Annotated in this window: 12 protein-coding genes; 6 read left to right on the forward strand and 6 right to left on the reverse strand. The window is 61.6% G+C overall.

Annotated features, from left to right (window positions below; genetic code table 11):
* Nucleotides 1-59 precede the first annotated feature (59 nt).
* The gene (locus AC07RO_RS17230) at nucleotides 60-4,988 is read right to left on the reverse strand and encodes an alpha-2-macroglobulin family protein (RefSeq protein ID WP_495086652.1); all 4,929 of its coding nucleotides are present in this window, start codon (nucleotides 4,986-4,988) and stop codon (nucleotides 60-62) included.
* Between the two features lie 299 nt (nucleotides 4,989-5,287).
* On the opposite strand from AC07RO_RS17230, the gene AC07RO_RS17235 reads away from it, so the two are divergent.
* The gene (locus AC07RO_RS17235; protein WP_192173427.1) at nucleotides 5,288-6,628 is read left to right on the forward strand and encodes an MATE family efflux transporter; all 1,341 of its coding nucleotides are present in this window, start codon (nucleotides 5,288-5,290) and stop codon (nucleotides 6,626-6,628) included.
* Here AC07RO_RS17235 and AC07RO_RS17240 read toward each other — a convergent pair.
* From AC07RO_RS17240 to AC07RO_RS17260, 5 genes are all read right to left on the reverse strand, one after another.
* Nucleotides 6,618-7,511 carry an alpha/beta hydrolase gene (locus AC07RO_RS17240; RefSeq protein ID WP_495086733.1) on the reverse strand — a complete coding sequence of 298 codons (894 nt, stop codon included), beginning with the start codon at nucleotides 7,509-7,511 and terminating at the stop codon, nucleotides 6,618-6,620. The two genes, AC07RO_RS17235 and AC07RO_RS17240, sit on opposite strands and share 11 nt — an antisense overlap.
* 90 nt (nucleotides 7,512-7,601) lie before the next feature.
* Complete coding sequence (speA, locus tag AC07RO_RS17245; protein WP_074890462.1) at nucleotides 7,602-9,515, reverse strand: arginine decarboxylase; 1,914 nt, start codon at nucleotides 9,513-9,515, stop codon at nucleotides 7,602-7,604.
* 182 nt (nucleotides 9,516-9,697) lie between these two features.
* Entirely contained in the window at nucleotides 9,698-10,069 is a 372-nt protein-coding gene (locus AC07RO_RS17250; protein ID WP_423570788.1) for a translation initiation factor Sui1, read from the reverse strand.
* Nucleotides 10,070-10,232: 163 nt separating this feature from the next.
* Nucleotides 10,233-10,778: an NUDIX hydrolase gene (locus AC07RO_RS17255; RefSeq protein ID WP_192173429.1), complete on the reverse strand. Its 546-nt coding sequence runs from the start codon at nucleotides 10,776-10,778 to the stop codon at nucleotides 10,233-10,235.
* Nucleotides 10,779-10,781: 3 nt separating this feature from the next.
* Nucleotides 10,782-11,882, reverse strand: coding sequence for a DUF2333 family protein (locus AC07RO_RS17260; RefSeq protein ID WP_192173430.1), 1,101 nt, complete (start codon nucleotides 11,880-11,882; stop codon nucleotides 10,782-10,784).
* A gap of 348 nt (nucleotides 11,883-12,230) precedes the next feature.
* Between AC07RO_RS17260 and AC07RO_RS17265 the strand changes: the two genes are divergently transcribed.
* The 5 genes from AC07RO_RS17265 to accC all read left to right on the forward strand — a co-directional run bounded on the left by AC07RO_RS17265 (nucleotide 12,231) and on the right by accC (nucleotide 18,324).
* Nucleotides 12,231-13,895, forward strand: coding sequence for a GGDEF domain-containing response regulator (locus tag AC07RO_RS17265; protein ID WP_495086653.1), 1,665 nt, complete (start codon nucleotides 12,231-12,233; stop codon nucleotides 13,893-13,895).
* A 127-nt stretch (nucleotides 13,896-14,022) separates the two neighbouring features.
* The gene (locus tag AC07RO_RS17270; protein ID WP_495086654.1) at nucleotides 14,023-15,819 is read left to right on the forward strand and encodes a protein-disulfide reductase DsbD; all 1,797 of its coding nucleotides are present in this window, start codon (nucleotides 14,023-14,025) and stop codon (nucleotides 15,817-15,819) included.
* 152 nt (nucleotides 15,820-15,971) lie between these two features.
* The gene (gene aroQ / locus AC07RO_RS17275; RefSeq protein ID WP_192173433.1) at nucleotides 15,972-16,424 is read left to right on the forward strand and encodes a type II 3-dehydroquinate dehydratase; all 453 of its coding nucleotides are present in this window, start codon (nucleotides 15,972-15,974) and stop codon (nucleotides 16,422-16,424) included.
* Between the two features lie 80 nt (nucleotides 16,425-16,504).
* Complete coding sequence (gene accB, locus AC07RO_RS17280) at nucleotides 16,505-16,957, forward strand: acetyl-CoA carboxylase biotin carboxyl carrier protein (protein ID WP_346626798.1); 453 nt, start codon at nucleotides 16,505-16,507, stop codon at nucleotides 16,955-16,957.
* Between the two features lie 17 nt (nucleotides 16,958-16,974).
* The gene (gene accC, locus AC07RO_RS17285; RefSeq protein WP_192173435.1) at nucleotides 16,975-18,324 is read left to right on the forward strand and encodes an acetyl-CoA carboxylase biotin carboxylase subunit; all 1,350 of its coding nucleotides are present in this window, start codon (nucleotides 16,975-16,977) and stop codon (nucleotides 18,322-18,324) included.
* Nucleotides 18,325-18,496: the final 172 nt, after the last annotated feature.

Consider the following 18,496-nt stretch of genomic DNA (forward strand, 5'->3'; position numbering starts at 1 on the left):
AGAGCGTCGACCGAGGTGCTACCGCGCAGAGCGTGGGAGCAACCGGCATCACCCCTCCTCTACTTCTTGCCCTTCACCACCAATTGCGCCGGCGCTTCGCCCAGTGCCTGCCAGTTCGGCCGATACATCGACTCCACTTGCGGCGGCGGCACGCGGTACACACCCGGCGTCACAGCACGCGCCAGATACAGCAGGTGCACCGTGTTGAAGCCTTCCAGATCCACCGCAGCCACATAGCGATCGCCACGGAATTCCTGATGCTTCACGCCAGCGTTTTCCATCGATTCGCGCCACTGCTTCACCGACTCGCTGGCGTCTTCCAGACTGGCCGAACTCTGCGCCAGATTCTGGTTTTCGATCTCCAGACCTGCGGGCAGCAGATCCACTACCAACGCATCCGGCACGCGCTCTTTGGCCTTGATCTCAAGGTGCACCAAGACCAGTTCACCGCTCTTCAAGGCATTGAGATTCAGCGCCTCGCCGTCCATGCCCAAGTAGTCGCGACTGATAGACAAATTCTCGCCCCCGGCCGCCGGCGGCTGCGACGGATAACCGGAAATCGTCATCTGCTGGTACAGCGTGTCGCCACCGGTGTTCTGCACCGTCAACGGCGCGGCCAGCACTGAACTGTCGAGTTTGACGCCCGGTTGGTCGTTGCTCAGTTCGCGATTGTTGCTGCCGCTGGTCAAGGTCGCCGCCCATTTGCCTTCCGGCTTGCCCAGCAGATCGCGACCGGCGAGGAACAGCGAATTGCGCTCCTGGGTCGACAGATAACGGTTCGCCGCGACCTGATCGGACAGCGCAAACAGCCGCTCCTCGACTTTGTCCGGCGCCAGTTTGTTTTCTTCCAGCAGTGACAGAATCAACGCCTGATCACGCAACGGGCTGCCGTAATCGGCGAGCCAGTCGTTGGCCTTGCGACCGGCCGCCAGCCCTGCGAGCAAGGCCTGATCGGCGCGGGGTTTGTCGCCCATTTTTTCCAGCGCGATGGACAGCTGCACCAGCGGCAAACCCGATCGCGCATCGCTGCGGCGGTCGAACAGACTGCGCAGCGCACCCAACGGCGCCTGCTGACTGCGCGACAGCACGAGACCTGCGTAAGCCTGCACAGCGAAACGGGTGTGATCGGCGTTTTCGCTGTAGTTGACCTCGATCTGATTGCGCTCCTGCAAGTAACGCAGCAGCCGCTCGTTGGCCTTCTTCAGCGCGTCCGGTGGCACGGCAAAGCCTTGGTCGCGAGCACGCAGCAGGAAGTCGGTGACGTATGCGGTCAGCCAGTATTCCTCCTCACCGTCCGCCGCCCACAGGCCGAAGCTGCCGTTGTAGCGCTGCATGCCGATCAGTCGCTCGATCCCCAGCACGATCTTGCGCTTGCGGTCGGCATCGGACTCGCCTTGCAGGCCCAGACGCTTGAGCGTTGCGGCGTCGGCATAAAGCGACGGGTACAAGCCGCTGGTGGTCTGCTCCAGGCAACCGTAGGGATAGGCTTTCAGCGCGCGGATCTGTTCGCCGAGGTTCAGCGGCGGACGGCTCGACACCGACAGCAGCGCCTCGCGTCCCGCTGGCTCGAACGCCTCAAGCGCGCCGTCCGGCAGGCTCCATGCCTGATCCTTGAGCACCGCGCGGTATTGCTTGAGCATCGCCGGGTACGCAGGGCGCACGCCGATGGTCCATTCGCGGCTGAAGGCTGGCAGGTTCTCGCCCGGCAGGTCCAGACCGTTGACCGTGACCCGAATGACGCCCTGACCGAAACCGCCCAGCGCCTTGACCGGAATCTGCAGCGTGGTGCGTTGCCCCTGATTCAGGCTGATGGCTTTGGCGCCGTCACCTTCAGCCAGACTCAACTGCCCTTCAGCCGCGACTTGCACGTTGAGCTTCTGCGCCTTGCCGGACAGGTTCGACAGGTCCAGCGCCACCTTGGTCTGGTCGCCGCCCGCCAGGAATAGAGGTGCCGACAGCTCGGCGATCAGCGGCGCCGCCACAACGGTTTTGGCTTCTGCCATGCCGTAACGCTCGTCGGTCCAGGCTTGGGCCATGATCCGCAGCTCACCGTTGAAATCCGGGATGTCGACGCTGACTTCCGCATCGCCCTGCTCGTTCAAGGTCACCGGCGCGCTTTGCAGGGCGACGATGGTGACGCTGGTTTCCGGCCGCTTGCCGCCTTTGGCCAGCGCCGCGTCACCGCCGAAGGCCAGGCTGGCGAGACGATTACGTCCTGCTTCAATCAACTGGCCATAGATGTCCAGCTGATCGGCGCCGTATTCCTTGCGCCCGAACATCGCCGCGAACGGATTCGGCGTGGCGTACTCGGTGATGTTGAGAATGCCGACGTCCACCGCAGCGACCAGCACATGCACGCTCTTCGGGATCGTGCCGTCGGCGTTCTTCGCATTGACCTTCAGTTTGAGCGGCTGCTTGGGCCGCATCTTCTCGGGCGCCGTGACGGTCAGCGCCAGCTTGCGCTGCGAGCGGTCCAGCGGCAGATGCAGCACGCCCACGGCGCGTTTCGGCGTGACGTTGGCTTTGCGCTCACCCGGACGAATCACCAGCGCGCTGACGTAGAGGTCATGCCGCGCCCATTTCTTGTCCATCGGGATGTCGTAGGTTTTGCCTTCGGCGGGCACGTCGATCTCTTGCCACCACAGCGGCCCTTCGCTCGACTCCACCAACAGATAGCCCTTGCCCGCCGACGGCGGCGTGACGGTGACTTTTGCGGTGTCGCCGTCGGCATAGGCCGGTTTGTCCAGCGCCAGCTTGACCTGATCGGGACGCACGGCGCCGCCTTCGGCATTGTCCTGCCAGCGATAACCAGCCCAGAAACGCACGCTGCTGATCAGGCCCGTGGCCGGATCCTCGACTTCGACGCGATAAGGGCCCCACTCCACCGGGAAGCTGATTTTCGCCGTCGAGTCCTTCTTCACGCTGAGGGTTTCTTCGGAGAGGTTGAGAAATTTCTCGTTGAAGTGATAGCTCCAGCCGTCGCTGTCGGAGTAGTTCCAGTAGTAATCGCGCCGCTCGCGGACCAGCCGTACTTTGAGGTTGTCGGCGGCCAGTTTGTGGCCCTGGGCGTCGGCCATCAGCACTTCAAATTCAACCGGGCCGTCGCCGTCGGTGGCTTCGCCGTCGAACAAACCGCGCAGGCCCGGCATTGCGTCAGCGGGCCAGACCGGCTGGGTCAGACGCCGCGTGATCGGACGCCCACCCGACTCCTGCAAACTGGCTTGCAGCACCAGCTCAAGCGGTGAACGGGCCTTGGCCCATTGGCTGTCGATGCTCAGGTCCAGCTTGCCGTTGGCATCGAGCGTGCTGTCTTCGATTTCCAGGTCCTGCTTGAGGTCCTCCTCGGTCACCGAACCAAACTGATAACCCGGCAGGCCGGGCACGGCTTCCCGCAGCGGACGCACATAGAGCTGACCGTTCAGGCGATTGCCCGACGCGGGTGCGCCGTAGAGGTAACGACCGGTAATCGCCACATCGAACGGCGCGTCGGGTGCCAGCGGGATGTCGCTGCCCTTGAGTTCCAGGGCCATGCGTTCTGGCAGGAAATCTTCGACCTGGAATTCATACAGCTGCGGCTTGCCGTCACCCAGATCAAACACCAGTTGCCAGCGACCCGTCGGCGCTTCTTCCGACAGCTGCAATTGATATTGATACAGCCCGGTGGCGTCAGCGTCCCACACGAACTTGCGACTGACCTGCTCATCCGGTCGGCGCACTTCCACGGTGATCGGCTGAGGCTTCACGCTCTTGCCGTCGCTGTCACGCAGCAAACCGTTGAGCAGCACCACTTCGCCCGGGCGATAGAGATCGCGCGGGCCGAAAATAAAGAATTGCAGCGGGTGGGCCTTAGGGCCGGTGATGTCGAATTCGGCCAGATCCAGCGCGGCGCTGTTCAGGCGCAGCATGCTGGTTTGCTCGCCTTGATGGGCCAGCAGCACTTCAGCCTTGGCCGGCAGTGGCAGCTCGGCGTGGCCGGCGTTGTCGGTCTTGCCCTGGCCGATCACGCGGCCTTTCTCGTCATACAGCTCGACGTCGACGCCGCTCAGGGCTTTGCCGCCTTCCAGCGCCTGAGTGAACACGTCCAGGCGATTGGCGTAACGGTGCGCTGACAAGCCGATGTCGCTGAGGGTGAACAGCGTGGCAGGCTGGGTGTAGTTGTAGGTACCGGAGGCGCGCATCACGGCCAGATAAACGCCCGGTTGTTGCAGCGGTTTGAGGCCCGAGATCGGCAGCAGCACGGTCTCGCGGGTGTTGCGCGCAGGGTTCAGGTCGAAACGGCCGCTGTAGACCAGATCGGCCAGGGGCAGCAGTTCTTTGGACTGGTAGCTCTCAAGACTGGACGAGCCTTCCCATGAGCCAAGAAACGCAGGCAGTGACTCAGGCTTGATGCGGAAGAATTCGACGTCGACTTTATCGACGTTGAGGGCGATTACCGGCAGGCCTTCAGCGAGCCGGGTGGGCAGCAGGCTGCCGCGACTGGCGAAGCCCACGGTCGCCTGGAGATCGGAGGTTTCCAGCCGTGCGGAATACTCTGCCGCCAAGGTGTTGTTGTTCACCGCCACCAAACCCGGGTCGATGGTCAGCACCAGTTTGCGCTTGGGCTCGATGTGACGCAGGCGCAGCTCCATGAGGTTGTCCGACAGCTCCCAGGCGCCATCGACTTTGCCGTCCTTGCTGTCGACCAGGTGCACTTTTTCAGCGAATTTCTGATCGGGGTTCAACGGCACCGAGAAGCTCAACGACAGCGTGCTGGCGCCATCGAGCTGAACTTCGGAGACGTCCACCACCGTCAACTCGCGCCCGGCGTAGCGCTTGCTCAGCGCAGGAATGTCTACTGCAGGCTTGGGCTTCGCGGACTCGGCGGCGCTTGATGAAGCCGCAGCAACCGGAGGGGTGGCCGCCGCTGAAGCGGGCTTATCGGAGGTGGAGGAATCGCAGGCACTGAGCAGTACCAGCGCGCAGGCCAGGAACAATCCTTTGTTTAGCATGAGGCACTCATTTGGACGGCAGCGATGAGGGAGCAGAAGTTATAGCACCGCATTCGCAATCGTAAAGCGCGGCGCGCAGATAGACCGTGGGTTTGTGCGTTTGTTCTCGAGGGGGAACGCAGCCATGGTTCCTACCCTTGCGGGAGTCGACATGATTTCTCGGCCATGCTCGGGGACTGGTGGGAGTGACCGGGGTCGACTCAAAAACAGGGCGCGCCCCGAGACGGGTGACGGGAATGCAGAAGTCCTGCATTCCCGCGTCGTCATCGCTACACTCGCGCGCTTGCCCGGGAGCCTTCATGTCCAACTTCTTCAACGACTGGCGTCAGCGCGCGACGCATCGGCAGGTGTGGGCGCTGGCTGCGCCGATGATCCTGTCGAATATCTCCGTGCCGCTGGTTTCGCTGGTCGACAGCACGGTGATCGGTCACCTGCCCCACGCTCACCAGCTCGGCGCTGTAGCGGTCGGCGGCACGCTGTACAGCTTTCTCGCCTGGGCGATGGGTTTTCTGCGCATGGGCACGACCGGTTTCGCTGCCCAGGCCGCCGGCCGCAACGACGGAGCGGCGCTGCGCCAAGTGCTGTTGCAGGGCTTACTGCTGGCGATGGGATTTTCCGTGCTGCTGGGGCTGATCGGCTTGCCGTTCCAGCACCTGGCGCTGGAGATGATGCAGCCCTCGGACGATCTCAACGAGCTGACCCGCGACTTCTTCCATACCCGCCTGTTCGGCTTACCCGCCGCGCTGGCCAGTTACGCGCTGGTGGGCTGGTTCCTCGGGCTGCAAAACGCCCGAGCGCCGCTGGCGATTCTGCTGACCACCAACCTGGTCAACATCGCGCTGAACCTGTGGTTCGTCATGGGCCTGGACTGGGGCGTGGTCGGCAGCGCGCGTGCGTCGGTCATCGCCGAATGGACCGGCGCCCTGCTTGGCCTCGCCCTCACCCACAGAGGTTTGCGCGCATACCCGGGACAGCTGGCAGTATCCGTACTCAAGCGCTGGCAGAGCTGGCGACCACTGCTCACGGTCAACCGCGACATCTTCATTCGCAGCCTGATCCTGCAATCGGTGTTCTTCCTGATCACGGTGCAAGGCGCTCGACTGGGCGACGCGACCGTGGCGGCCAACGCGCTGCTGCTTAATGGGCTGTTGCTGATGGCCCACGCGCTGGACGGACTGGCCCACGCCGTCGAAGCCCTCTGCGGACACGCCATCGGCGCGCGGGACCGCGGGGCGTTGCGGCGCTCGTTGAATGTCTCGGGAGGCTGGTCGCTGATTTGCAGCGTCGCGTTTGTGGCGCTGTTTCTGCTGGGCGGGCACCTGTTCATCGAGATGCAGACCGACATCACCGCAGTGCGCGACATCGCCTTCGTCTATCTGCCCTATCTCGCCGTGCTGCCCTTTGTCGCGGTCTGGAGTTACTTGCTCGACGGCCTTTTCATCGGCGCCACCCGCGCCCGCGAGATGCGCAATGCCATGGTCGTCACGGCCTTGATCACCGCACCGTTTGCCTGGCTGGCAAGCGGATTCGGCAACCACGGTCTGTGGCTGGCGTTTTTGCTGTTCATGGCATTAAGGGCGCTGACGCTGGGGTATCTGGCGTTGAAGCTCAACCGCAGCGGCGCTTGGTTCAACGGTTGACCGAGACGCTCGACACCGGCGCCTGATCCTGTGCGTGGATAAAGGATGCGACCTCCTCCAGCACCGGCGCCAGGCTGCGCAATGGGCGGGCAAGTGCACCCACCAGCGTGCGGTGACTGGTGCGAGAGAAATACACCTCTCGCACTGACACGCCCTGAGCGCGCAAACGACTGGCCATGCCCCCCGTGTTGCGTTGCGGGTTCACCTCCGTGTCATCGGCGGAAGCGATCAGCAACGCCGGCGGTGACGCTGCGCTGACATGGTTGATCGGCTGCGAGTCGGGCGGCGAATCCGGGAAGTAAAACACCGGTTTCACTTCCGGGTCGTCGATGGGCAGAAAATCATAGGGCCCGGCCAGACCGATCCAGCCCTTGATGATGGAAGGCGTCGTACCCGCTGCCGCCAGCCATTTTGGGTCCAGAGCAAGCATCGCGGCGTTGTAGGCCCCGGCACTGTGGCCCATCACATACAACTTCCCCGGATCACCGCCGTACTGACGAATGTGCGCGTGGGTCCAGCCCACCGCTTGGGCGCTGTCCTGCAGCAGTTCCTGGTAATGCACTTGCGGGTACAACCGGTAATCGGCAAGCACCGCAACGATGCCCCGGGACGCGAGCGCCTCACCGACGAAGGCGTAGTCACCCCGCGATCCGCTGATCCAGCTGCCGCCATAGAAAAACACGACGACGGGCGCGTCCGGCGCTGCATCTTTGGGCGTGTAGATGTCGAGTTTGTTGCGCGGGTCCGGGCCGTACGCCAAGTCAGACGTTCTGCTGAACGTGCTGCTCGGGGTAAACGCGTTGAGCACCTTCAGCGGCGTGCAAGCCATCAGCAAGGTCATCAACCAGGCGGCGAACACCGCTTTGAGCGCCAGCTTGATCATCATTCATGCTCCCGAAACAGTGAAGGACGCCTGACTGTGCAGACAACGAAAACGGGCCACAAGGGCCCGTTTTTGGGAGTCGCTACCTCATCACGACGACAGGTAGGACGACCGCGTCAGGCCTAGACGCAAGGCATCCAGAAACTGGGTGCGCTCGCGCGGGGTGATCTTGGCGCTGGCGACTTTGTCCCGGTAATGGGTCATCAGTTCTTCCGGCGACAAGTGCACGTAACGCAGCATGTCTTCGATGGTGTCGTGGGTCTCGATCCCGGCCGAATACGCACTGCCATCCTGGTTCTGGTAGATGTTCACCGAATCGGTGTCACCAAACAGGTTGTGCATGTCGCCGAGAATTTCCTGATACGCGCCGACCAGGAACACGCCCAGCAAGTAGTCCTCACCCTCGTTCAATGAGTGCACCGGCAGGCTAGTCTCGATGCTTTGCTCGTCGACGTACTGATTGATCTTGCCGTCGGAGTCGCAGGTCAGGTCTTGCAGCACGGCGCGACGCAGTGGCTCTTCGTCCAGACGATGCAGCGGAATGATCGGCAGCACCTGATCGATCGCCCAGGTGTCCGGCAGGCTCTGGAACACCGAGAAGTTGCAGATGTACTTGTCGGCCAGCTTGTCGTTGAGTTCGTCGAGCACCTGACGATGGGAACGCTGGCGGGCTTTCAGCGAGTTGTGCAAACGACGGCACACCGCGAAATAGCACTGCTCGCCCAAAGCCTTCTGCGCCAGGGTGATCTTGCCGTCGGAGTACTGCGACGCGATGTCACTCATGTAGTGCGTGGCGCGCCAGTAGGTCTCGGTGACCATCTCGATGTCGGTCGGGCCGAGCAGATCGATCAACCACTGCAGGGTTTCCGGCAGGCTTTCCTTGTCGGTGATTTCAGGCACTTCGTCGTTGTGACGCTCGACGTCCGTCACCTGGATCACCAGCATGGCGTGGTGCGCGGTCAGCGAGCGGCCGCTTTCCGAGAAAATGTGCGGATGCGGCAGGCCCTGCGCGTCGCAGAACTCCTTGAGCATCCCGACCACGACGCCGGCGTAATCATCCATGTCGTAGTTGATCGAGCTGGCGTTGCGCGAGTGGGTGCCGTCGTAGTCGACACCCAGACCGCCGCCCACGTCGATGTGGTCCACCGGCAGGCCAAGGTTGCGCAGCTCACCGTAGTAACGAATCGCTTCCTTGAAACCGTGCTGGTAGTCCGCCAGGTTGGCGATCTGCGAGCCCATGTGGAAGTGCAGCAGACGAATGCCCTGATCGAGGCCGGCCTTGGTGAAGCGGTCGACGACCGACAGCAACTGCGCGGCGGACAGCCCGAACTTGGACTTTTCGCCACCGGTGTCGGCCCACTTGCTCGACGCCAGGGACGACAGGCGCACACGCAGACCCACTTGCGGCGCGACCTTCAGCTCGGCGGCTTCTTCGATGACCAGTTCGACTTCGGACTCTTTCTCGATGACGATAAAGACGTTGTGGCCCAGCTTCTGACCCATCAAGGCCAGACGAATGAACTCGCGGTCCTTGTAGCCGTTGCAGACGATGGTGCCGCCTTTCGGCGCCAGGGCCAGCACGGCCATCAGCTCAGGCTTGGAGCCGGCTTCGAGGCCGATGGACACGTTTTGCGTGGCGATGATGTTTTCTACCACCGCTTCCTGCTGGTTGACCTTGATCGGGTAAAGCGCGGTGTATTTGCTCTGGTATTCCAGGCGGGCGATGTTCTCGTCGAACGCACCAGTCAACTGACGCACGCGGTCCTGCAGAATGTCAGGGAAACGCACCAGCAGTGGCAGGGACAAGCCGCTCTTGCGCAGCTGATCGACCTGCTCGTAAAGATCGATGGGCGAACTGGTCGGCCCGTTGGGGCGAACTTCAACGCGGCCGGCCTCGTTGATTGCGAAATAACCGGCCCCCCAATGACGGATCCCGTAGACACTGCGGCTGTCTGCCACGGTCCATTGGCTGCCATCGTCTTTGCGTGTGCGTCGTACGGACATCAAAGTCCCCTATAGAAAAGTCATAAAGCCCCGGCCTGACCGGCTGGGCGCAGTGTAGAGCGTGGAAATGACGATTTGGCGCCTGCTCGCTGTGGGGCAATAGACCCGCATTGCGCAGCAGAGTTTGCATGGATGAATGCGGCCAGACCGACGACTAAATCAACGGGCTCGAAACAGACGGCTCAACCGCCCGACTTCTTCGCCTTGAAACCCTGCTTGACCAACTCGGCCAACAGCGTTTCGACGTGGTCACCCTGGATCTCGATCACGCCATCCTTCAGCGCGCCGCCGGTTCCACACCGTTGCTTGAGGGTCTTTGCCAGGTCCTTGAGCGCGTCTTCGGCCAGCGGAACGCCGGTGACGGTCGTGACAGTCTTGCCGCCCCGGCCTTTGCTTTCGCGGCGCACGCGGGCAATACCATCACCTTCCGCGACGAGCGTGCTTTTGCAGGTACAGGCGTCGACGGGCTGACGGCAGTCGGGACAATGCCGACCGGCGTCGGTTGAAAATACCAGGCCACCGAGGGCGGCGAAGGATGCGGCTTTTTTGGCCACCGGCAATCCTCTTGTTGAGGAGCGAAGTCTGGCCGGCGGGAACCGACCGCGAAGCCCCACTCAGGCAGGGGCAGCGCTACCGGATCGAAAGAACGGTCCGGCGTGAAAAGTCGCGCAGTGTAACGGCAAAAGGCGCCGATGCTAAGAGCAAATATGCGCCAATTTACGGGACTTTTGCGACGCCTTCCAAATAGCGCCTGAAGGCGGCCAGCGAGTCCGGGCAGTAAGGCTTTTCGGTGGTTTCGCGCAGCACCTGATCGATGCTGAGAAAGCGCGCTTCCAGCACTTCTTCCGGCTGCAGTTTCAGCGGTCCGTCCCAGACTGCAGAGAACACCGCGCACCACAGTCGGTTATCCGGCTGATCGAAGAAGAAACGTTCGTGAGGGGTAAGCGGCACGCCAGAGACGCCCAACTCTTCCTCCAGCTCGCGCGCTGCCGAAAGCTCGTAGCTTTCATCGGCCTGTACCATGCCGCCCGCCGCCACATCCCAATACCCGGGATAGATCGCCTTGCTCAGCGTGCGTCGATGCACACACAGCTCACCGGCCGAGTTGAACAGAAGGATATAGGTGCCGCGTCCGATGAGACCGCGCTCACGCAGCTCTGCCCGGGGCAGCGCGCCGAGGGATTGATCGTGACGATCAACCCAGGCAATCAGCTCGGCGTCGGAGGCCGCACGGTGGGCGGCCTCTTGATCGGAAACGCTCATCGATCAGCCTTGGGACAGCAACTGGCGCAGGTCAATCACCGCCGCGTTGGCACGGGACAGGTAGTTGGCCATGACCAGCGAGTGGTTGGCGAAGATACCGAAAGGGCTGCCGTTGAGGATCATCGGGCTCCAGATCGGCTCTTGCGAGGCTTCCAGTTCACGAATGATCTGACGCACGCTGACGGTTGCATTCTTCTTCGCCAGCACATCGGCGAAATCGACTTCGATCGCACGCAGCAGGTGCGACAGAGCCCAGGCCTGACCGCGTGCTTCATAGAAGACGTTGTCGATCTGCATCCATGGGGTTTCAACGATTTCTTCGTCAACCTGCGGCACTTCGCCCGGTTTGACCGTGACCGTGGACTGCGCCTCGGTTTTCAGGGTGCTGTTCAGCTTGACCCGACCCACGCTGGCGGACAGTCGCTGGGACAGAGAACCCAGTCGCGTGCCCACGTCGCCCAGCCAGTTATTCAGGTTGTCGGCGCGGGTGTAAAACAGCGCGCCCTTTTGATTGGGGTCAGACAGGCGCGCCTGGTAGCGGCTCAATGCAGCGATGCCGTCGCGGTATTGAGACTCGCTCGAAGGAAGCACCCAGCTTTTATTGTCGAAGTTGAACAGTGGCTCGGCGCGCGCCAGATCGCCGTCTTCGGCAGACTGCGACTGCGAGCGGGCGAAGTCCTTGCGCAGTGCGCGGCTCAGGTCGCGCACCTGGACCAGCACGCCGTACTCCCAGCTCGGCATGTTGTCCATCCACAGGCCGGGCGGCGAACGATCGTTGGAAATGTAACCGCCCGGTTTATCCAGCAACGTGGACGCGACGGTCTTCAGGGTTTCGACGGTGGTGTAGCCCAACACCATCTGCTTGCCTTCACTTTGTGCGGCGGCCTGGGCTTGCTGCTGGACCGGAAACAGTGGCGGTTCGCTGCTCCACCAGATGCCGAGCACCACGGTGACCACCAGATAAATACCCACCACGGCCCCGACGGCACGACTGAACAACAGGCCGCCCCAATACCCCCGAGAACCCCGAGGCGCCTTGCCCATCGGCTTTTCGTCAACGCGTTCAGTTCCCGCGCTGCCCGAGCGCTTCTTCCAATCCAGCATGGCCTTGTCCTTTCAATCACGGAATTCAGTGCTTCTGACCGCAACCTTACAGCAAGGTGCGTTTGGCAGGAATGTAGTGGCAGGTGCAATTGTTTAGCAGCTGAGTCGAGCGCGTCCCCGGCCAAAGGCACCTTATCCATTCTCCTATCCCGCTATCCGCAGCTACGCTTCCTGCCTTGAACTGAACCAACTGGTTCGAACACTCAAACGGGTTTAAAGATAGAAATTTGACGGATAAAACCGTCAAAAATGACGAGAAAATGACTTGCGGCAATCCTGATCCGGGGAAGTAGTGCTAGCATAGCGCCAGCATTTATATCGGGGTTTCCCCTGTAAAGAAGTCAGCACATGACCGAAGCAGAAGATCCGAGCCGCGACCGGCTCAAACACCACTTTGCCCAACGCGTTATCCATCAGGCCCGTCAGATTCTTGAGGTGTGGCAACGCCTGCAGCAAAGTGAATGGTCGGCAACGGACATGGCTGAACTCAGCGAGGCCAACCAGCGCCTGCTGCGTTTCGCCGAACGCTTCGAGCAGGCCGAACACGTGCAACTGGCGACCGCGATCAACCTGGCGTTGCTTGACGTCGAGGCCAACCGAGGCCGTTTGAGCAGCGCCCTGATTACCGACCTCAATCGTCTGATGCAGCGCCTGTCCCGAACCGGCCTCAGGCACGGCGACCGCCTTGAGCAAACCGCCCTGCCGCCCCTGCGCAAGCCGATCTATATCGTGCTGCAGGATCATGAACGCGGCGAACGTCTGGCCAAGCAGCTGGAGTTCTTCGGCCTGAGCGCGCAGTCACTCGCAAACGTCGACTCCTTCCACATGACCATGGCCGAGCGCTTGCCCGCCGCCGTCGTCATGGATGTCGACTTCGGCGCCCCGGGCCAGGGCCTGAAGCTCGCCACTCAAATGCAGGAAGGACTGGAGCAAAAACTGCCGCTGCTGTTTTTCAGCCATCACGAGACGGACACCCCCACACGCCTTGCGGCCGTGCGCGCCGGAGGGGAAGAATTTCTGACCGGCACGCTTGAGGCCTCCAGCCTGCTGGAGAAGATCGAAATCCTGACCCGGGTCGCGCAGTACGAACCGTACAAGGTCCTGATCATCGATGATTCGCGCGCCCAGGCCACACACACCGAGCGCTTGCTCAACGGCGCCGGAATTGTCACCCGGACCCTGTTCGACCCGATCAAGACCATGGCTGAACTGGCCGAATTTCAGCCTGACCTGATCATTCTCGACATGTACATGCCCGGCTGCACTGGCACCGAGCTGGCCAAGGTGATCCGCCACAATGACCGCTACGTCAGCGTGCCGATCATCTACCTCTCGGCTGAGGACGATCTGGATAAACAGCTGGATGCGATGAGCGAAGGCGGCGACGATTTTCTTACCAAACCCATCAAGCCCCGCCACCTGATCACCACCGTGCGCAATCGCGCGGCGCGGGCGCGCAACCTAAAAGCGCGCATGGTCCGCGACAGCCTGACCGGCCTGTACAACCACACGCACATCCTGCAATTGCTCGAAGATTGCAGCTTCCGCTCGCGGCGGGAGAACAAGCCGCTGAGCTTCGCCATGCTGGACATCGACCACTTCAAGAAGGTCAACGACAGCCACGGCCACCCCATGGGCGACCGTGTGATCAAGAGCCTGGCGCTGTTCCTCAAGCAACGCCTGCGCAAGACCGATTACATCGGTCGCTATGGCGGTGAAGAGTTCGCGGTGGTCATGCCGGACACAGATCTGGCAGCCGCCCACGGCGTGCTCGACGAAATCCGCCAGCGCTTCGCCGAAATCCACTACCCCGCGCAGCCCGTTGATCTGTTCTGCACGTTCAGCGCCGGGGTGGTGGAAATCGCCGAGGACGACGATGCGCTGATGATGGCCTCGCAAGCAGACGAAGCGCTGTACCGCGCAAAAAAGGCTGGCCGCAATCAGGTGCATGGGCTCCAGGAGCGCGTTGCAGTGTCGCCCTTGAGCAAAAACACCCAGCCGGACACTGTTTGACCCCTGCGTCTTGACCGCTGCGTCCTACATCATTTTCAGACCGAAGCAGACCGAAGAACTCAAGCCCTCCCTGCACGCCCGCAGCCACTCCGCTATCATGCGCGGACTTCTGTGATGCGAGACCGCCATGCGCCGCCTGCTTTGTCTGCTACTGCTGATCTGTGCCCTCCCCGCTGTCGGCGCGAGCTTTCTGGAGAACAGATCGAGCCCGACACTGGGCAGCGCAGCAGTCGACAACAGCAAGGACTTCCTGCCGGTTCGCCAGGCGTTCCAGCTGAACCTGAGCGACACCACCGCTGACTCCATCAAGTTGCAGTTCGTCGCCACCGAAGGCTACTACCTGTATCGCCATCGCTTTCAATTTCGCACCGAGCCCGCCGACATCGGCCTCAGCGCCGCGCAACTGCCAGACGGCGAAAAGAAACACGACGAGTACTTTGGCGACGTCGAGGTCTATCACGGCATTCTCGACGTCAACTTGCCGCGCAAAGCCGGGGACGACCGCCCTTTCACGCTGGTCGTCACCTACCAGGGATGCGCAGACAAAGGGCTCTGCTACCCGCCGGAAACCGAGCGCCTGAGCATCGGCGGCAGCGCGACCTTTTCTGCCGACGCGTCTGCTGCGGCGCCATCAGGCAATGAGCAACCGGTACGCTCCTTCAGCTGGAAACAACTGGCGCTGTTTTTCCTCGCCGGCGTCGGGCTGACCTTTACGCCGTGCGTATTGCCCATGCTGCCGATCCTCTCCGGCGTGGTCCTGCGGGGGCAGATCGGCGGGCTGCGCGGTCTCTCTTTGTCCTTGGCCTACGTGCTGCCGATGGCGATCTGCTTCGCCATCCTCGGCGCACTGATGGGCATGTTTGGCGCCAGTCTCAACCTGCAAGCACGCCTGCAGTCGGCATGGGTACTCGTGCCGTTCGCCGGGTTCTTTGCGCTCTTCGCTATCGCCATGTTCGGCGCGTTCGAGCTGCGCCTGCCCCGCGCGCTCAATGACCGGCTGGACCGCATCGCAGGCAATACCCAGGGCGGATCCTTGTGGGGAGCAGCGGTTCTGGGCGTGGTTTCAAGCCTGCTGGTCTCGCCTTGTGTCTCGGCACCATTGGCCGGCGCACTGCTTTATATAAGCGCGAGCGGCGATGCGCTGGGCGGGGCTTTGAAGCTGTTCGCTCTGGGCTTGGGCATGGGCGCTCCACTGGTGATGGTGGCAACGGGTGGCGCGGCGTGGCTGCCGAAAAGCGGGCCATGGCTGGTTGCGGTCAAGAACGCCATCGGCGTGCTGTTGCTCGCCCTGGCCATCGGTTTGCTGAGCCGGGTGATTCCGGGGCAAGCCACGTTATTGTTGATCGGGCTGCTAGGAGCCGGCGTTGCGATCTTTATGGGTGCGCTGGAGCTGGGCGAAAAGACCACCCGTGGCCGCCTCGCTCAATTGATGGGTCTGTTCCTGCTGGTGTACGCCCTCGCGTGCTGGTACGGCGCGCTGAGTGGTCAGACTGACCCGATGCGCCCGCTGGGTCAGGCTCAAGTCATTGCGAGCGGTGCCCAGCCAAAGTCCGACAGCCGCTGGGAGACGGTGACCCAGGCGAGTGAACTGGACCGAATTCTTGCGGAGTCCAAAAGCGCAGGTCAGCCGGTTCTGGTCGACTGGTATGCGGACTGGTGCATCAGCTGCAAGGTCATCGAGCACGAAGTTCTGCCTGACCCGAAAATTGCCAGTGAGCTAGGCGCTTTCAGGCTGGTCCGTTTCGACATGACCGACAGTAACGCCGAGCAACGCGCCTTGCTGGATCGCTACAAACTGTTCGGCCCTCCAGCGCTGCTGTTTTTCGGAAAAAACGGCAATGAGCTGGAAAACGTGCGTGTCGTCGGCGAAATCGACGTCGAAGCCTTCGCAGAGCGCCTTTCTAGAGCAAATGACCAAATTTAGCGTCATGGTCACAAACTTCGCGCGAACATCGGGCATCGTGCTGAATATTGTGGGTAACTGGACAGTCCATCGTACTTTCCGGCATAGTCGCTGCCCATCAGCGGCTCACTCTGTGCGTGAGCGTCGAAAACGCGAACAACAAGGAACACTCGATGGCGACTTTTCTGGTTCTTCACGGACCTAACCTGAACCTGCTGGGAACCCGTGAACCGGGGATCTATGGCTCGGTCACGTTGGCCGATATCAACCAGGATCTGGAACAGCGTGCGCGCGAAGCCGGTCACCACCTGATGTACCTGCAGAGCAACGCTGAATACGAGCTGATCGATCGCATCCACGCTGCACGCGATGAAGGCGTGGATTTCATCCTGATCAATCCGGCTGCTTTTACGCACACAAGCGTTGCGATACGTGACGCGTTGCTGGGAGTGAGCATCCCATTCATCGAAGTGCACCTGTCGAACGTGCACAAGCGCGAACCTTTCCGCCATCACTCCTACTTTTCAGATGTTGCTGTAGGCGTGATCTGCGGCCTTGGCGCCAGCGGTTACCGACTGGCCCTGGAGGCCGCCCTGGAACAATTGGCCAAGAGTTCGAAAGCGTGAACGGCACAGTCCCGTACTGAGCCAGACCGCCGGAACCGGCTACCAAATCCCCCTGACCGTCCCTTGGGAGTTGATGATTAATGGATATCCGTAAAGTCAAGAAACTGATCGAATTGCTGGAAGAGTCCGGCATCGACGAATTGGAAATCCGTGAAGGCGAAGAATCCGTACGGATCAGCCGTCACAGCAAGACTCCAGCACAGCAGTACTACGCGCCTGCTCCGGTTGCCGCTCCGGCACCTGCCCCGGTTGCAGCGCCAGTGGCCGCTGCGGAAGCACCTTCTGCTCCGAAGCTCAACGGCACCGTCGTCAAATCTCCAATGGTCGGCACCTTCTACCGCACCCCGGCGCCTGGCTCGCCAGCGTTCGTTGAAGTCGGCAAGACCGTCAAGAAAGGCGACACAATCTGCATCGTTGAAGCGATGAAAATGATGAACCACATCGAAGCTGAAGTCAGCGGCACGATCGAATCCATCCTGGTAGAAAACGGTCAGCCGGTTGAGTATGACCAGCCGCTGTTCACCATCGTTTGAACCGGGGAGAGCCTGCGATGTTGGAAAAAGTCCTGATCGCCAACCGCGGCGAAATCGCCTTGCGCATCTTGCGTGCCTGTAAAGAACTGGGCATCAAGACCGTCGCGGTCCATTCCACGGCAGACCGTGAGCTGATGCACCTTGGCCTGGCAGACGAAACCGTCTGTATCGGCCCGGCGCCAGCCAACCTGTCGTACCTGAACATTCCGGCCATTATTTCGGCAGCTGAGCTGACCGGCGCCACGGCGATTCACCCGGGCTACGGTTTCCTCGCGGAAAACGCAGACTTTGCCGAACAGGTCGAGAAATCCGGCTTCGCGTTCATCGGCCCGAAAGCCGAAACCATTCGCCTGATGGGTGACAAGGTTTCCGCCAAAGACGCCATGAAGCTTGCCAAGGTGCCAACCGTTCCCGGTTCCGACGGCCCGTTGCCGGAAGACGAAGAAACCGCGCTGCGCATCGGCCGTGAAGTCGGCTATCCGGTGATCATCAAAGCCGCTGGCGGCGGCGGTGGTCGCGGCATGCGCGTGGTGCACAAGGAAGAAGACCTGATCGAAGCGGCCAAGCAGACCCGTGCTGAAGCGGCTGCCTGGTTCAGCAACCCGATGGTCTACCTGGAAAAATACCTGACCAACCCACGTCACGTGGAAGTTCAGGTGATTTCCGACGGTCAGGGCCACGCGATCCACCTGGGCGATCGCGACTGCTCTCTGCAGCGCCGTCACCAGAAGGTCCTGGAAGAAGCGCCGGCGCCCTTCATCGACGAACAAGCCCGCAAGGACGTGTTCGCGGCCTGTGTCAAAGCGTGCATCGACATCGGCTACCGTGGCGCTGGCACGTTCGAGTTCCTGTACGAGAACGGCCGCTTCTACTTCATCGAAATGAACACCCGTGTTCAGGTGGAGCACCCGGTATCGGAAATGGTCACAGGTATCGACATCGTCAAGGAGATGCTCAGCATCGCCGCCGGCAACAAGCTGTCGTACACCCAGGATGACGTGGTCATCACCGGGCATGCGCTGGAATGCCGGATCAACGCTGAAGACCCGAAAACCTTCGTTCCGAGTCCGGGCCTGGTCAAGCATTTCCACGCGCCGGGCGGCAACGGCGTGCGTGTGGATTCGCACCTGTACAGCGGCTACAAGGTTCCGTCCAACTACGACTCGCTGATCGGCAAGCTGATCACCTGGGGCGCCACTCGCGATGAAGCCATGGCGCGCATGCGTAACGCCCTGGATGAAATCGTGGTCGACGGCATCAAGACCAACATCCCGCTGCACCGTGATCTGACCCGCGATGAAGGCTTCTGCGAAGGCGGCGTCAACATTCACTACCTGGAACACAAGCTGGCCGCTGACAAGCATTGATCCGCCAGTAAGTGCGACAGACCAACAAAGCCGCTCTCGAGCGGCTTTGTTGGTTTTAGCAGGACCGGCATCGCTGCGACACCCGCTTTGTTGTTTCCCCGCAAACCCCGTAAACTTGCCGGTCTTTCGTGGCCGTCGGCCCCCTTTCAATTTTCCAACTCGAAGGTCACCC

It is taken from the genome of Pseudomonas sp. GW821-FHT07F05 (genome assembly GCF_059418765.1).

Bases quoted from the DNA above. Each gene is read 5' to 3' on its own strand.
- AC07RO_RS17270 (WP_495086654.1), top strand. From the start codon at position 14,023: ATGCGCCGCCTGCTTTGTCTGCTACTGCTGATCTGTGCCCTCCCCGCT.
- AC07RO_RS17260 (WP_192173430.1), bottom strand. From the start codon at position 11,882: ATGCTGGATTGGAAGAAGCGCTCGGGCAGCGCGGGAACTGAACGCGTT.
- accC (WP_192173435.1), top strand. From the start codon at position 16,975: ATGTTGGAAAAAGTCCTGATCGCCAACCGCGGCGAAATCGCCTTGCGC.
- aroQ (WP_192173433.1), top strand. From the start codon at position 15,972: ATGGCGACTTTTCTGGTTCTTCACGGACCTAACCTGAACCTGCTGGGA.
- AC07RO_RS17265 (WP_495086653.1), top strand. From the start codon at position 12,231: ATGACCGAAGCAGAAGATCCGAGCCGCGACCGGCTCAAACACCACTTT.
- accB (WP_346626798.1), top strand. From the start codon at position 16,505: ATGGATATCCGTAAAGTCAAGAAACTGATCGAATTGCTGGAAGAGTCC.
- AC07RO_RS17255 (WP_192173429.1), bottom strand. From the start codon at position 10,778: ATGAGCGTTTCCGATCAAGAGGCCGCCCACCGTGCGGCCTCCGACGCC.
- AC07RO_RS17235 (WP_192173427.1), top strand. From the start codon at position 5,288: ATGTCCAACTTCTTCAACGACTGGCGTCAGCGCGCGACGCATCGGCAG.
- AC07RO_RS17230 (WP_495086652.1), bottom strand. From the start codon at position 4,988: ATGCTAAACAAAGGATTGTTCCTGGCCTGCGCGCTGGTACTGCTCAGT.
- speA (WP_074890462.1), bottom strand. From the start codon at position 9,515: ATGTCCGTACGACGCACACGCAAAGACGATGGCAGCCAATGGACCGTG.
- AC07RO_RS17240 (WP_495086733.1), bottom strand. From the start codon at position 7,511: ATGATCAAGCTGGCGCTCAAAGCGGTGTTCGCCGCCTGGTTGATGACC.